Origin of the sequence: Acinetobacter sp. YH01004, assembly GCF_013420455.1 — a bacterium.
Lineage (GTDB): Bacteria > Pseudomonadota > Gammaproteobacteria > Pseudomonadales > Moraxellaceae > Acinetobacter > Acinetobacter towneri.
On sequence record NZ_VOXZ01000026.1, the window covers coordinates 1 to 15908 of the forward strand.

Annotated in this window: 14 protein-coding genes; 10 read left to right on the plus strand and 4 right to left on the minus strand. The window is 42.6% G+C overall.

The window, feature by feature from the left end:
• Positions 1-169: 169 nt before the first annotated feature.
• The 5 genes from FTT71_RS12855 to rsfS all read left to right on the plus strand — a co-directional run bounded on the left by FTT71_RS12855 (position 170) and on the right by rsfS (position 6242).
• Entirely contained in the window at positions 170-2986 is a 2817-nt protein-coding gene (locus FTT71_RS12855; RefSeq protein WP_180158778.1) for an ATP-binding protein, read from the plus strand.
• A 196-nt stretch (positions 2987-3182) separates the two neighbouring features.
• Positions 3183-3968: a crotonase/enoyl-CoA hydratase family protein gene (locus FTT71_RS12860; protein ID WP_179995949.1), complete on the plus strand. Its 786-nt coding sequence runs from the start codon at positions 3183-3185 to the stop codon at positions 3966-3968.
• Between the two features lie 90 nt (positions 3969-4058).
• Positions 4059-4925: an NAD(P)-dependent oxidoreductase gene (locus tag FTT71_RS12865; RefSeq protein WP_180158777.1), complete on the plus strand. Its 867-nt coding sequence runs from the start codon at positions 4059-4061 to the stop codon at positions 4923-4925.
• Between the two features lie 45 nt (positions 4926-4970).
• Positions 4971-5765, plus strand: a complete 795-nt coding sequence (locus FTT71_RS12870) for a hydroxypyruvate isomerase family protein (protein WP_096901402.1) — start codon at positions 4971-4973, stop codon at positions 5763-5765.
• A gap of 75 nt (positions 5766-5840) precedes the next feature.
• Positions 5841-6242: a ribosome silencing factor gene (gene rsfS, locus FTT71_RS12875; RefSeq protein WP_004974926.1), complete on the plus strand. Its 402-nt coding sequence runs from the start codon at positions 5841-5843 to the stop codon at positions 6240-6242.
• Positions 6243-6523: 281 nt separating this feature from the next.
• Here rsfS and FTT71_RS12880 read toward each other — a convergent pair whose 3' ends face one another.
• Genes FTT71_RS12880 through FTT71_RS12890 form a run of 3 tightly spaced genes read right to left on the minus strand, consistent with a single transcriptional unit; the run spans position 6524 to position 9435 of the window.
• Positions 6524-7969 carry an NAD(P)(+) transhydrogenase (Re/Si-specific) subunit beta gene (locus tag FTT71_RS12880; RefSeq protein ID WP_004974925.1) on the minus strand — a complete coding sequence of 482 codons (1446 nt, stop codon included), beginning with the start codon at positions 7967-7969 and terminating at the stop codon, positions 6524-6526.
• A gap of 3 nt (positions 7970-7972) precedes the next feature.
• Positions 7973-8296 (minus strand): proton-translocating transhydrogenase family protein, encoded by a 324-nt coding sequence (locus FTT71_RS12885; RefSeq protein WP_004974924.1) that lies wholly within the window; start codon positions 8294-8296, stop codon positions 7973-7975.
• 11 nt (positions 8297-8307) lie between these two features.
• Positions 8308-9435, minus strand: coding sequence for a Re/Si-specific NAD(P)(+) transhydrogenase subunit alpha (locus FTT71_RS12890; protein ID WP_004974923.1), 1128 nt, complete (start codon positions 9433-9435; stop codon positions 8308-8310).
• 882 nt (positions 9436-10317) lie between these two features.
• Here FTT71_RS12890 and FTT71_RS12895 point away from each other — a divergent pair.
• Both FTT71_RS12895 and FTT71_RS12900 read left to right on the plus strand, forming a co-directional pair.
• Positions 10318-11241 (plus strand): DMT family transporter, encoded by a 924-nt coding sequence (locus tag FTT71_RS12895; protein WP_104852536.1) that lies wholly within the window; start codon positions 10318-10320, stop codon positions 11239-11241.
• Positions 11242-11335: 94 nt separating this feature from the next.
• A complete protein-coding gene (locus FTT71_RS12900; RefSeq protein ID WP_096901400.1) occupies positions 11336-12526 on the plus strand; it encodes an MFS transporter in 1191 nt (396 codons plus the stop codon).
• Positions 12527-12554: 28 nt separating this feature from the next.
• On the opposite strand, the gene FTT71_RS12905 is transcribed toward FTT71_RS12900, so the two are convergent.
• Positions 12555-13199, minus strand: a complete 645-nt coding sequence (locus FTT71_RS12905) for a hypothetical protein (protein WP_004974903.1) — start codon at positions 13197-13199, stop codon at positions 12555-12557.
• Positions 13200-13429: 230 nt separating this feature from the next.
• Here FTT71_RS12905 and dusA point away from each other — a divergent pair, with 230 nt between their 5' ends.
• The 3 genes from dusA to FTT71_RS12920 all read left to right on the plus strand — a co-directional run bounded on the left by dusA (position 13430) and on the right by FTT71_RS12920 (position 15745).
• A complete protein-coding gene (dusA, locus tag FTT71_RS12910) occupies positions 13430-14428 on the plus strand; it encodes a tRNA dihydrouridine(20/20a) synthase DusA (protein WP_180073137.1) in 999 nt (332 codons plus the stop codon).
• Positions 14429-14504: 76 nt separating this feature from the next.
• Positions 14505-15146, plus strand: a complete 642-nt coding sequence (locus FTT71_RS12915) for a hypothetical protein (RefSeq protein WP_180161018.1) — start codon at positions 14505-14507, stop codon at positions 15144-15146.
• Positions 15146-15745, plus strand: a complete 600-nt coding sequence (locus FTT71_RS12920) for an IS607 family transposase (protein WP_016659757.1) — start codon at positions 15146-15148, stop codon at positions 15743-15745. Before FTT71_RS12915 ends, FTT71_RS12920 begins: the two co-directional genes overlap by 1 nt.
• Positions 15746-15908: the final 163 nt, after the last annotated feature.

The window sequence follows — 15908 nt, forward strand, 5'->3', positions numbered from 1 at the left end:
TTTCATGTACTTATATTAACAATCAAAACTCAAGGAAAATAGTCCTTAGTTAAATCAAACGACACTTCATGTCGTGTCGCTTATATCTCTGACCTGAAGGACTGAGTTTTACGCTCCATTTGATAAAGCATGCTAAACTGCCAAACATAGGGATTAAACTGCGTTAACCATGTCAAATATCAATAAAAAGTTATTTAAGCGCTTACATTTAAATCATGCTTATGGACAGCTGATTGCACTTATTTTTGTGCCAATTATGGTTTTGGCATGCGTCGGCACGATGCTAGTTTTATCTGAAACCTCGAATGCCGCAAAAGCACAGCAGCGACAAATGGCAATTGCGATTTTGACCCGTTTTGAGTTGCCATCTGAAGCAGCTTTGCATCAACTGGCTAGCTTTCCGTGGAAGTACGAAGAAGCACGTACTTTTATGCAAAACATGATGAACGAAAAGCACTTGATTCGTACTGCACTGATTGATGCTTCTGGTACACGCCGTTTAAGCATGGGCTTTCAAGACCAAGCCGAATGGCCCAAATTCCCTAAAAATGCCGATTTTTTTGGCCCAATTCTGTATAAAAATAATCATGTGTATGGCATGCAAATTCAGCAAGACATCAACCGTCCTGCATGGTTGCTGATTGAACTGGACAATCAGCCATTACAAATTGCCCGTTATCGGGTCATGATTGTATTAATTGCCACAGGCTTGCTGACCCTGTTGTTGTTATTGCTGTGTCTGAATTTCTATTCACGACGCTGGATTGCACCCATGTATGAAATTCGCATGCAGCTACAACGCCTGAATGCCGATACGCTCGATCAACACATGGTCATTAACAGTACTGGCGAATTACGCTTACTGCAGCGGGATATTGCCAATGTGGTAAAACGCCTGCATTTCAGCTTTTTAGAACTCAAAGAACATACCGAACAAACCGAAGATGACTTGCGCCGCACCCTCGATACTTTGGAAGTGCAAAACATCACTTATCGTCAGGCACGTGACCAAGCGATTTCTGCCAACCAGTCTAAATCGGTATTTTTAGCCAACATCAGTCACGAACTCAGAACACCACTGAACAGTATTGATGGCTTTATTCACCTGTTATTGCGTCAGGAAAATCTTAGCAATGAACAGAATTTATATTTACAGACCATTCGTAAATCATCGGCGCATCTTTTAGCACTCATTAATGACGTATTGGATTTTTCTAAAATTGATGCAGGCAAACTGGAACTGGATACCGCACCCTTTGATTTAGAAGAAGCCATTTTTGATGTGATGGATATGCTCTCGCCTTTGGCTGCGCAAAAACACATCAACATGGCCTTTTATTTTGCCGATAACGTGCCGCAATATGTGCTGGGCGATGCTTTACGTTTCAAGCAAATTTTAACCAATTTAATTTCCAATGCGATTAAATTCACCCCCGATGGTGAAATTATTGTACGGGCGCGGGTAGAACATGACGATATTGGACAATGCTTAATTCACTTTAGCGTCCAAGACAGTGGCATTGGCTTAAGCGGTACAGACCGTAAAAAATTGTTTGAGTCTTTCTCTCAAGGTGATACTTCGGTCACGCGTCAATTTGGTGGTACAGGTTTAGGTTTGGCCATTTCCAAACAGTTGGTGCATTTGATGCAAGGTCAAATTGGCTTTGAAGACAATCAGGAACGCGCCCCAACCGAAAAAGGCTCGACCTTCTGGTTTACTGCCATGTTTGCGGTAGATGAAGCGCATGCACAGCAGCATCCAAACTTTAAAGAGATTCAGGTGGTGTCGTATTTGGCGCACCCTGCCACAGCGAATGTCTTGCGTCATTATCTTGAAAATTATGCGGTGCGACATATTGAAGCCGCTTCAATTTTAGATTTATTTAGCCGCTTAAAAGATGTATCCGACCTGCAAGACAATACTTGGTTGATTGTTGATCATAGTGGCGACACCGAAGCTTTATTAAAAGAAATTCGTACCCGTTATCAAGGTAACTTGGCAGTGTATGGCTATCAAATGGCGCTAGACCCAAGTCTGTTAAATGAATATCGTGCGCGCGCTTTGTATCAACCGCTCAGTCGTTCAGCCTTAATTGACTTACTCAACAATGAAAACAGTTTTGATGAACAGGAGTCTGCATCATTTGATGGTAAAGGCCTGCACGTTTTAGCGGTGGATGACCATCTACCAAACCTGATTGTACTCGAAGCCTTGTTGGGCGAACTGAATGTGACCACCACCAAAGCGCAAAGTGGTCAGGAAGCTTTGGGGTTTTTGCAGCAACGCATTGAGCAGGGACAGCAACCATTTGACCTGATCTTTATGGATATTCAAATGCCTGTGATGTCGGGGGTAGATACCACCCGTGCGATTCGTTCTTTAGAATCGACTTTGGAAAATCACAAACGCTTACCTATTATTGCCCTCACCGCGCATGCTCTTGCCGATGAAAAGCAAAAATTACTCAAAGTCGGTATGGATGACTATGTCACCAAACCGATTCAGATTGAACAAATCATCCAAATTTTAACCCATTGGACCACGCAAAGTTTTAATAAGCCACCTGCAGTCGATAAAGCCATTGTGATTGAAGCGCTAGATCCACAGGTGTTGGATTGGCAACAAAGCCTAATGCTGGCAGCCAACAAAGAAGACCTTGCAGTGGATTTACTGAAAATGCTAGTGGATAGCTTTGCCACAGAATTACATGAAATTGAACAGCTGATTGAACTGGAAGATTTCCCACAACTCGAGCATGTGTTGCATCGTCTGTATGGTGCGACCCGCTATGTTGGCACACCGAACCTGCAAGAAGTAACAGGCTCATTTGAACAGTTTGTTTCGACCTTACGTAAAGAACGTCGTAAAGCCGATGATCTGTTTGTGCAAGAGGTCTTAAACCGTTATCAGGAATTACAAACCTGTATACAGCAAGTTGAACATGCGGCAGAACACATTTTTACCAAACATAATGCGGTGAGTTAGCCAACATCAAAGTGACATTCACCGCGAACGCCTCAACGAGAAGATACAGTTTGTAAGCACGACTCACCCAGCACTATTCACAAAAAAAAGTCACGTAATCAAAGGCAAGGTCGCAAGGCTTTGCCGTGACTCTGCTGTCATTTATCGCACTGCTGCCCATGTTATGCTTTGCCCAGTAAAAACAAGAGCTCACATCATGACCTTACTTCGTATCGAAAAAAATAACGGCATCGCCACAGTTTCCCTGAACCGCCCAGACAAACGCAATGCCATGAGTTTTGCCCTACTTAAAGAATTGGTGCGGACTGCCGAAAAACTTAAAAAAGACCGCAGCTTACGTTGTGTAATTTTAACAGGCGAAGCAAAGGTATTTAGTGCAGGCATTGACTTGGCCGACCTCAACAATCCACAAAACCGTGCATTTGCGGCTTGGGAATTAATTAAGCCAGGGCAAAGCCTGTTTCAAAAAGCATTTCTCGTTTGGCAACAATTGCCTGTACCTGTAATTGCTGCAATTGAAGGGTATTGTTTTGGCGCAGGGATGCAATTGGCTTTGGCTGCAGATATTCGTATCGCGCATCCTGACACGCAAATGTCGATTATGGAAAGCCGTTGGGGCTTAGTGCCTGATATGGGGCTAAGCCGTTCATTAAAAGGTTTAATTGGTTTAGACCTTGCCAAAGAACTGACCTTAACTGCACGTATTTTTGATGCCAACTATGCCAAAGAAATTGGCTTGGTCACGCATTTAGATGCAACACCTTTACAAAAAGCACAAGACCTTGCTGAAGAAATTGCACAACGCTCTCCTGATGCATTGGCTGCAGCCAAACAAGTGCTGGATGCTATGGAACATGCGCCAAATAAATCTTTACGTTTAGAAAAAATTTGGCAATTAAAATTATTGCTGGGTAAAAATAGCCAACTGGCACGTAAAAAGGACAAGAACCCTGAAGTGACCTTTGCACCGCGTCAGTTTTGATTCAGTTCAAACACAACAGACTTTGACCAAAGGCTAAATTGACATTTCAAGCCAGACTTGTACTGTAGGCAAAAATGGAGAATCAGCGCTATGCATTTTGATCGTGACACAAAAATCGCTTTTTTAGGTATGGGACTCATGGGTACGCGCATGGCAACCCGCTTAGTTCAGGCAGGTTTTGAGGTCGCGGTTTGGAATCGTAGCCCTGCTGCTTGCGAACCCGTGCTCAGCTTGGGGGCAAAGTCGATGCAATTGAGCGAGATCGGGCAATATCCAGTAATTTTGAGTTGCCTTGCCGATGATCATGCTGTCCAAGCTGTATTAGATCAAATTGAGCCATTTTTGACTGCTCAACAAGTCATTGTCGATTTTTCCAGTTTGTCTGTGGATCAAACCCAAAAGCTAGCGCAGCAAGCCAGCCTCAAACAGGTCACATGGATTGACTCACCTGTATCGGGAGGCACTGCGGGAGCCGAACAAGGTAGTTTGGTGATTTTTGCAGGGGGTGATGCAAACACCATCGAAAAATTAAGCCCGATTTATGATGTGCTGTCACAACGTGTAACCCGTATGGGTGAAACAGGCACAGGACAAGCCACTAAAATCTGCAACCAACTGATTGTTGCTGCCAACAGCACCCTAATTGCCGAAGCTGTTGCCTTAGCAGGACAGGCAGGCGTAGACACCCGTTTACTTGCACCTGCTTTGGCGGGTGGTTTTGCCGACTCGAAACCGTTTCAGATTTTAACTCCACGTATGGCAACTCACAGTTTTGAGCCTGTGCAATGGAAAGTCCAAACCCTGTCTAAAGATTTAAACAATGCCTTACAACTGGCAGCGCAATTTCAGTTACAGATTCCTGTGGCAGAAAAAGCCCTTTCACAACTGCAAGCCCATCAAGCCAAGGGTTTTGCAGAAGCAGATTTAGCCACCATTATTCATCAGGTCGAAGCTTAATCGGCTTGATTCCTGATCCAACCTTTGCCTGCAAGGAGCACCTGCATGTCTAAACTGGCGGTTAATCTGTCGATGATTTTTACCGAAGTGCCTTTAATTGAACGCTTTGCCCTTGCACGCGAACATGGTTTTCAGCATGTTGAAATTCAATTTCCCTATGAGCTGAGTATTGAGCAGATTCAAACCCAACTCACACTCCACCAACTCAGCCTGTGTTTAATCAATGTCCCTGCGGGTGACCTCATGCAAGGCGGCAATGGTTTGGCGGGCGTACCCGGAAAAGAGATTGAATTTCATCATGCCTTAGAGTTAGCCATCCGCTATGCCACGGCATTAAATGTCCCTAGCGTCAATATTTTGGCAGGCAAACAACCTGTCGATGCCGATTTACTGCCTTGCTTAAACACACTGGCAGAAAACCTAAAACTGGCCTGCTCGATGCTCACTCAACATCATATTCAGCCTGTCTTTGAAATGATTAATGGCACCGACATGCCACGCTTTTTAGTACAAAATATTGCGCAAGCTCAAGAGATGCTAGAAGCAGTCAAACATCCTGCTCTTAAAATGCAATACGACTGTTATCACATGGCGATGATGGGTGAAGATGTGCTGAGCGCATTGCAAGAAAACATTCAGGATATTGGTCATATCCAGTTTGCCGACAATCCAGGACGCCATGAACCCGATTCAGGCGAGCTAGACTATACTACTATTTTCAAATGGTTACAGCACAGTGCTTATTCAGGCTATATCGCTGCAGAATACCGCCCAAGTCTGGCGTCAAATCAATCATTTGCATGGAAAGACAAATACTTTCCCTCAAATCAAAGTGGTTAAAATTAAACCGATTTGAAATTTCAGGCTAAAACAGCTATATTAGACGATGAATAATTTTAGGAAATTATACACCCCATGAATTTAGAACCATCGCCCGGCGCTTCTAATTCTCACGATCTTGCAATGAATACCCAAAAGCATGACGTACAAACTTGTCTTAAAGTTGTACATGAAGCTCTCCTTGATGTAAAAGCCAAAGAAATTGTTGAACTTGATGTCAGCAGCATCAGCAATGTTTCAGATGCCATTGTGATTGCTAGCGGTACATCAACTCGCCACGTAAAATCTCTTGCCGACAATGTTGCCGAAGAAGCGCGCAAAGCAGGCTTCCGCCCAATTGGTATTGAAGGTGAACGTGATGCAGAATGGATCTTGGTCGATCTTGGTATGGTAGTGGTTCACATCATGCTACCAACAGCACGTAAATTCTACGACCTAGAAAGCTTATGGCGCACTACGCCTGAGTCTGTTGCTTAATACAACAGCTCACTTGAGCAGCCTTAAAGATACACAATAAGCGACTTTCAAATAAGTCGCTTTTTTAATGCAGATCTTTTGAAGCTCATATCCCTAATCATTTTTATATCGCATTAATCTACCCACCAAATATTGGTTTATATCATCCCCTACCCAATACATTGCTTCAAACCAATCCTATAAAACTCGCCCAAACTCAATCTGCCTGATCTCAATTAACCACTTTACATCAGCCATAAAAAAAACCGCCCGAAGGCGGTTTCATATCTGGAAACAGTGTCTTAGTGACCTGTACCGTTGATTGATTTAGTCATATCTTCCACAACTTTCTTGGCATCACCAAAGATCATCATGGTCTTGTCGTTATAGAACAAGTCGTTGTCTAGACCCGCATAACCTGTTGCCATTGAGCGCTTGATGACCATAATGGTACGTGCTTTATGCGCTTCAAGAATTGGCATGCCGTAAATTGGCGAGTTTGGATCGTCTTTTGCCGCAGGGTTAACTACGTCATTTGCACCAATCACCAACACCACATCTGTTGCAGGGAAATCTGAGTTGATTTCGTCCATTTCTAAGATGTCTTCATACGGTACGTCTGCTTCTGCAAGTAATACGTTCATGTGACCCGGCATACGACCTGCCACTGGGTGAATCGCAAAACGAACAGTTACACCTTGCTCTTTTAACAAGTTGGCCAATTCTTTGACCGCATTCTGTGCACGACCTTGCGCCATACCATAGCCCGGTACAATTACTACGCTGTCTGCATTTGACATCAAGAAGCCAGCATCATCAGCAGAACCTGAACGGTAGTTACGTTGCACTTGCGCACCCGCTGCTGCCGTTGGTGCTGCTGCACCGCCCATCGCACCACCAAACAATACGTTGATGATTGAACGGTTCATGGCTTTACACATGATGTAAGACAGAATCGCACCTGAAGAACCGACCAATGAGCCTGCAACAATCAGCATGTTGTTTTCAAGTGTGAAACCAATACCTGCTGCCGCCCAACCTGAGAACGAGTTCAACAATGACACCACAACTGGCATGTCACCACCACCCACTGGTGCAATCCATACCCAACCGAATGCCAATGCTAAACCTGTCATTGCCCAGAATGAAGTCATGTTGCCGCTCAGGAAGAAGTGAATCCCAAAACCGAGCATAGCAAGGAAAATTAACGCCTGAACAGGTTTTACCCATGCACCCGAAATAGTTTTTGCCCATTTCTTCGCCGCCAATTTACCGTATGCAAAAACAGATGCAGTAAAGGTAATCGCCCCCACGAAACAGCCCACAAACAATTCAAATAAATGAACTTTGCTCATTTCATGGAAAGTAATGCCATTTGCAGCCAACAAGTCTGGACCAAGTTCGATTAACTTGTTGTTATGAATAATCGCAGCAATCGCAATTAAAACTGCAGCCAAACCGACTAAAGAGTGCATTAACGCTACAGTTTCAGGCATTTGAGTCATTGGCACCGTACGTGCGCGGGCAATACCCACCACCGCACCTGCTGCCATAGCTGCCAGAATCATCCACACAACTGGATTGTCTGCCACAAAGAATGTAGTCAAGACTGCAATCGCCATTGCGATCATGCCGTAACGGTTGCCCGCAATCGCAGTTTTAGGCCCAGACAAACCACGTAAAGTTAAGATAAAGAGCACAGCCCCGATTAAATAGAACCAGTCTGCATATTCACGAATAAATTCCATGCATTAGCCCTCTTTTTTCTTTGCTTTTGGTTTGAACATTTCCAGCATACGTGCAGTCACTGCAAAACCACCGAAAATATTGATGCTTGCCAAGAACACAGCAATCGCACCCAGTACACTCACCACATTAATGGTTTGGAAATCGACACTGCCTTCTACACCCATGATTGGTAGACCAACAGTTTGAATCATCGCACCGACAATAATGATTGAAGAAAGTGCATTGGTTACTGCCATTAATGGCGTATGTAACGCAGGTGTTACCCCCCACACCACGTAGTAACCTACGAAGATGGCAAGGACAAAAATCGTAATTGTTTCAACCATGAGAATTCTCCTTAACCACGCTTTAACAGCACTTGACCGTTATGAGTGACCAGCAACGCTTTCTGAATTTCTTCTTCAGGATTCAATGCGAAGTTCTTGTCGTTATCAAATAATGTTTCAACAAAATTCAACACATTACGCGCATATAGTGCAGATGCTTCTGTCGATACAGTCGATGGAATGTTTGGAATACCCAAAATTTTCACACCATTGGCAGTCACTACAGTTTCACCGCATTGTGAACCTTCGACGTTACCGCCCGTTTCGACTGCCATATCTAAAATCACAGAACCCGGCTTCATTTTTGCCACAGTTTCCGCTTTGATTAAACGCGGTGCATCACGACCCGGCAATAACGCAGTGGTAATCACGATATCCGCATTAGAAACGGCTTTATCGACAATCACTGCTTGGTCTTTAATGTATTGTTCACCAGGCATCCAGCCATAACCATTTTTGGCAGCATCGGCTGCTTTTTGTTGTTCTTCTTCAGACATTGGTACGTCTAACCACTTACCACCCAAAGATTCCACCTGATCTTTTGCCGTTGGACGCAAGTCAGTTGCTTCGACTACAGCACCTAAACGCTTCGCTGTTGCAATGGCTTGCAAACCAGCAACACCCACACCCATGATCACAACACGCGCAGGTTTTACAGTACCCGCTGCCGTCATTAACATTGGGAACATGCGTTGATATTCTGCTGCAGCCAACAACACAGATTTATAACCTGCCAAGTTGGCTTGTGATGACAACACGTCCATATTTTGCGCACGCGACAAGGTACGTGGCAAAAGCTCTAAAGCAAATGCAGACACCTGAGCCGCAGCAAATTGGTCTAATTCAGTATTGCGGTAAGGATCAAACATCGCCACCACAGTGCTGTTCGGTGCAAGTTTTTGAATTTCTTCACCCTTTGGGGCACGAACTTTCAAAATCATTTGGCTACCGCGATAAGCATCATCTGTCATGGTCGCGCCTACTTGTTCATAAGCGCTGTCGATATAAGCGGCTTTTACGCCTGCACCACGTTCAATGACTACGCTATGACCCGCGCTAATCAACTTCTTTACTGTTTCTGGCGTCGCAGCGACACGATTTTCACCGACAACAGTTTCGGTTGGAATTCCGATCTGCATGAGCGTTCCTCAAGCTAGTTTTTCTTAAGTCAACATCGTGGATAACGATGCTTTCCCCTCAGGATAAGTTTTGTTGAATTTTTGGATTCTAATGCAACATTTTTAAATTACCACCCAATATTTATTTAATAAATACCCATATTTTGAACTGATGATTCATAAAAATATTGTTGCGAGATATAATTGATAAGTTTTGCTTCTTGAATATAAGTCTAATTATTCAGCAAAACTTCGATTTGACGTGTCTAAAAGAAAAAAAGCGATGCTTTGAGCTTGCAGTTGACCACATTTAAATGAATTAAGCATTGATCATTCTGACATCCATTTCACTTAATTGGGAAAATCCGACTTAGCGCTAAAAGATTGCATATCTATACATTTAAGCGCTAAAAGCAAAAACTTAAACACCAAATTGACTTTTTTGACAATTTTTACACCGCACAACATGGTTCAATTTAGAAGTGTTTTGCGCATCTGAAAACCTTAGAAAAACCTACCTTTGCCTTATGAGTAAAACCGAATATTTGAAACAGTAAAACTTTTAAAAGAAGCTTGAATTTATTCAACTCAGGTCTAAGTTAAGTGCTGCTATTTTTTTCATTTTTTTTGTGCGTCATTTTGTCTGATGATGGATTTTCTCTGTTTTGCAATATTTTCAACTAATTTGCACCATTATCGTGCAAATCCCATTTACTCTACTTTTCACAAAATTTATGCCATCTCAAGCAGACCATCTGCATAAAATCGGCTATGCTTGCTCAAATACAGCACACACAGCTTGATCCATGCAGTCGCATCTGCCTTTATCTATCATGCAACTTGCATTTGTGTGCGCGGCATGTGTCACTTCTCTTGCATCCACCTTGCTCGACAGCATTTTTCATGATCAGACTTAACGCCACACAATGGGGCTCCATCTTTGCCTTATTTGCAGCCTTTTTGTTTAGTACCAAAGCCATTTTTATTAAACAGGCTTATGCACTTTCACCGTTGGTCGACGCAACCGTACTCATGGCTTTGCGCATGGCAAGTGCCCTGCCTTTCTTCTTGCTGATTTGTTGGCTCAATCGCCATCACAGTCGCAACATCTCTACACGCAATTGGCTGTTGCTGATTTTTGCAGGTTTGATGGGCTATTATTTTTCCAGCTGGTTGGATTTTTTAGGGCTGATGTTCATTAGTGCCTCATTAGAACGCATTATTCTGTTTTTATACCCAACGCTCACCGTTCTGGCTTCGAGCGTAATGTATCGACAGAAACTTAGCTGGTTGAGTCTGTTTGCAATTGCCCTGAGTTATGGCGGAACAGTGATTGTGATGTTACAGGAACAGAGCAATACTCCGCATGACACGTATTTTTGGTTAGGCAGTAGTTTAGTGTTCGCCAGTGCAGTGTGTTTTGCAGGCTATTTATTGCTGACCAAAAGCCTGATTCAGCATTTTGGCTCTTGGAATTTTACAGGTCTGGCTTTAAGTATTGCCTGCATCGGTACGCTTACGCATTACAGTTTGGTCACACCGAATCCACTGGGACTGGTGCAACAACTGCCTGTAGAAGTGCTAGGCTATGGTATTGCTTTAGGGATATTTGTCACAGTCTTGCCCACCTTACTCATGGCGCACAGTATCGCCCGTTTAGGTGCGGCACAATCGGCCATGATTGCTTCAATTGGCCCCATCTTGACGATTCTATTGGCCACAGCATTTTTAGGTGAACATCTAAATGGCATACAATGGTTCGGCTGCATGCTCAATATTGTAGGCGTGATGATGATCACCTTGTCCAAAAACAAGTTTTCTCATTAAGCTAAAGGCGACATCCTGCCACTAATGAAGTTGAATATTGGATTCAATCTTTGAGCTACTGCAACCCCGTTTTACCATTGACCTTAGGATAATTATGAACACTGCACCCGACATCAGCCAAGATAAAACCCTGCTCTGGTTGATGGCGATTGCCTGTGGTCTATGCGCGGGTGCGAATTATTATTGCCAACCGCTGATTTACTCGATTCATCAATCTTTCCAAATTCCGCAATCCCAAGTGGCATTGACGGTGACTTTTGCACAAGTGTCTTATGCACTGGGTTTATTGTTCATTGTGCCTATGGGCGATATTGTCAATAAAACCAAATTCATTCCCCTATTAATGTTTTTGGCCTCGATTGGCTTATTTTTATGTGCCTTTTCCAGCAATTTAAGCATGTTATGGATTGGCACGATTATCACAGGGCTATTTTCTGTGGCAGCACAAGTCTTAATTCCTTTTGCCACCATGACTGTAAAACCTGAAAAAATGGGTGAAGTGGTCGGTTTATTGATGAGTGGTTTATTGGTCGGTATTTTACTTTCGACCAGTTTGGCAGGTTTGCTGTCCAATTTATTCCACTGGAAAGTGATTTACCTGATTAGTGGCGTGCTGATGCTATGCATTGCCGCAGTCCTCAAAGCGCGCTTGCCGTTTATCTCAACCAGCAAACTCAGCTATTTGGCCGTATTTCAGTCTATGGGCAAACTCATTTTAGAAGAACGTCGTTTGGTCTATCGTGCCTTACTCGGTGCGTTTGCTTTTGCAGCGATGAGCGTGTTGTTTTCCACCATTGCAGTATTACTCAAATCCAGTTTTGGCTTAGCTGACTTTATGGTGGGCATTGTGGCAATGGTGGGTGTATTCGGTGCTCTTTCGACCAAACACGTGGGGAAAATTGCAGATCGTGGCTATGTTACAGCGCTGACGTGGGGTGGTTTGGCGCTATTGGCAATCAGTTGGGTCTTTCTATACAACGGACAATTTAGCTTATGGAGCTATATTCTTGGTTTTGGCTTAATTAACCTTGGGCTTGCCACCGTACACAGCAGCAACCAAAACGTAATTTTTCGCTTACGCCCCGATGCCAAATCGCGGATTAACTCAATTTATATGACCAGTTATTTTACTGGCGGTGCTTGTGGTTCTGCCTTGGGAATCTATGCATGGCAACACGGTGGATGGTTATGGAGTTGCCTAGTTGGTTTGTGTTTTGTTACCGCCGCAATGAGCTTTGCCCTACTCGACTGGCAGCATCAACGTCAACACACCGCCATGCCTTAAACGCTGCGATTACAATCAAGCAAGTCGCTTAAGACATTTGCATCACAGGGTAAAATGGCTGACTCAATTCCACATTTTCTAAATTTTCCAATAAGATTTGGATAAAACACGGCATCAACGCACACAGTAAAGTATTGGCATGGCTGAGTTGTTTGCGGTTGATTGCACTGTTATAAGTTGCACCACCTTGTAAAAGTTGCTGCTGTAACGTCAATAAGCGCTTAAACAAACATGCCAAAATTGTAGCTGAATCATGGATGTGCAATGCCTGCATAATCTGCTGTTTCTCTGCTTCATAATCTGCACGCCATTCAGCTTCAGTCATTTTTTGATTACGCCAATCCCAAAAACTTTGATACAAATAAGGGTTGGTCAGCAACACCTCTAAACTTTGTGGATATTTTTCCCAAATAATTCTCGCCATGCGCTGATCGACATCTTTTTGATACATACGCTGCACAAATTGCTGCAAGGTCTGTTGTGTATGCTCTGCCGTTTGACCTTGCGCATACAAGGCACTCAACGCCACCCATGCTGTCATAAATTGCATATCGACATCATCATGAAACTCAATGGCTTTTTTCCACCAACTTAAACTGCGCTGCATGCGTAAATTAAATGCCGTTGAAAATTCATTTTTCTTAGTTCGATAAATTTCTTCTAATACCAACATTTTATTTTCCCTCTTATGCTGCGTTATCCTATCTTTTCAACATACTAAAAAACGGCTACGCATACAAATACTGAGCAGTTCCGCTTTAGCATCTACGGTTGCGCTGCTTTGTTCATAGCGAACAAAGCAAAGTTAATGCCAATGGATGTGGGTTGGGGATACTGTCGATTTTCACTTAAACCCCGTATAATGCGCGGTCTTGTGCTTTTGTTTTTTAATTCAGGTGGGTTATGACACGTGCCATCCAAACTTTACAACCTCGCATTTCGGTTGCCCCTATGATGGATTGGACTACCCGCGATTACCGTTTTTTTGCACGTTTATTTAACCCCAATATCATTCTGTATACTGAAATGGTAACCACTGGCGCAATTTTATTTGGTGATGCCAAGCGCCATTTAGATTACAGCAAAGAAGAACATCCTATTGTCTTGCAGTTGGGCGGTTCAAATCCGAAAGACCTTGCGACCTGCAGTAAAATGGCACAAGACTGGGGTTATGATGAAATCAACCTGAATGTTGGCTGCCCAAGTGATCGAGTACAAAACAATAAAATTGGTGCGTGTTTAATGGCAGAACCAGACTTGGTTGCAGAGTGTATTGCCGCCATGCGTCAATCGGTTGATATTCCTGTGACCGTAAAACATCGCATCGGGATTGATGACATGCACTCTTATGCAGAGATGCTGCATTTTGTGGATACTGTGGCTCAAACAGGTTGCAATAACTTTATCGTGCATGCCCGAATTGCCTTATTACAAGGTTTATCGCCTAAAGAAAACCGCGAAGTTCCACCTCTGCGTTATGAGGATGTGTATCGCCTAAAACAAGACCGCCCCGAATTGTTAATTGAAATTAATGGTGGAATTAAAACGTTTGCCGAAACCCAACAACACCTCAAGCATGTCGATGGGGTGATGATTGGTCGTGAAGCCTATCACAACCCTTATTTACTGGCAGAGCTTGGGCAATTATGGGGGCTAGAATTACCTGACCGTTTTGAAATTATGCAGCGCATGTTGCCGTATATTGAACAACGTCTACAACAAGGTGCACCACTTTCTGTCATTACCCGCCATATTTTAGGTTTATTCCAAAACCTGCCAGGTGCACGTAAATGGCGTCAGGCACTAAGTGGCGGCAATGCCAAAACATTTGCAGATGTAGAGCAAGCATTGGTCAATATTCAAGCAGCAATGCAGCGTACGGAAGACTATTCAAAAGAGTGATTTATAGAAAATAATTATATTGACACATATAGTCAAACATATACAATTTAGGTATTAAATTTTAAAAAAACTTGCAATGAAATACTTGACTGAAAGCTTAAAGAAAGTAGAGCAAGACCTTGCTTATTTTGTATCCCCTGAAAATAAAGATGGGTTTATTAAGGAATTTGCATCATGGGTCTATGGTGAGTGGTCAAAGAATGATTTCTATGAAACCGATATTGTAGATTTAGGCTATGATTGTTCTTCGTACCCTGAAAAAACAAATCAATCACTCTCCGATAAATGCCCCACCTATGCTGATTTTATTAATGCAAATACAGGCTTTTCTGAATGTACTCACGTTTCAGGACAAGGTATGCGCTGTCAAGAATATGAGGAAAAATTATTAGAGATTTTTGGTGATGCTTGCGCTAAAAAACTAGATGATTTAGTAGAGCCATATCAACTAGAAGTGCCTGAAAAATACAAAAAATTTGCAGAAAATATTAGTGAACTAATTTTCCTTGAAGTTGTTGATCATCATGAGGATTCAGAACTTTATGAGGTTTGTAACGATATTTTATTAAAATATAATCAGCTAGGAGTCGCATCATCCCCTTATACATGCCCTATCTGTGGATGGGATGAAGACAATGATCTAGCCATATATTGTGATGAATCCATATTTAAAGACTATACACTTGAGGATTTCAAGAAGTTAGCGGAGATTGATTAATGTATTCTCCTGCTAAATTCGGTGAAATGATTGGGAAGTCGGTTAAAACTCTACAAAGATGGGATGCCGAAGGTATTTTGGTTGCATGTCGAAATCCTAAAAATCGCAGATACTACACGCACGATCAATACCTTGAATATATCGGTATAAAAGCAACGGAAGCTAAATCATCAGTAATTGTTTATTCAAGGGTATCTAGTGTTGCTCAAAAGCCCGATTTAGCTAATCAGGTGTCAGCTTTAGAAACTTTTTGTACTGTAAATGGCTATGCTGTTGATGATTGGGTGTCAGAGGTTGGAAGTGGTTTGAATTATAAAAGAAAGAAATTCAATCAGCTTTTTCTTGATATTGAAATGGGTAAAGTTTCAATGCTTGTCATCGCTCACAAAGACCGTTTGGTGCGTTTTGGTTTTGAGTGGTTTGAATCTTTTGCTGAAAGACATGGTTGTAAAGTTATTATTATGAATCAAGAATCTCTTTCCCCAACGGAAGAAGTAACACAAGACTTGTTAGCGATTATTCATTGTTTTTCCTCTCGACTTTACGGATTAAGAAAATACAAAGAAAAAGTTAAAGAATTAGTGAACATCAAGGAATAACTTTTGAAACTAACACGCATCCACCATTGTAAAAACTTGAATGTGCAAAAGTACAAACAGCTTGAGAAACAAGCTGTTTTACTTGGTCGTATTCGTAGCGAGGTGTGGGCTAAATATGGTGCTATTTCAGGTTTGAATATCAGTGACAGAGCTATTCGTGATG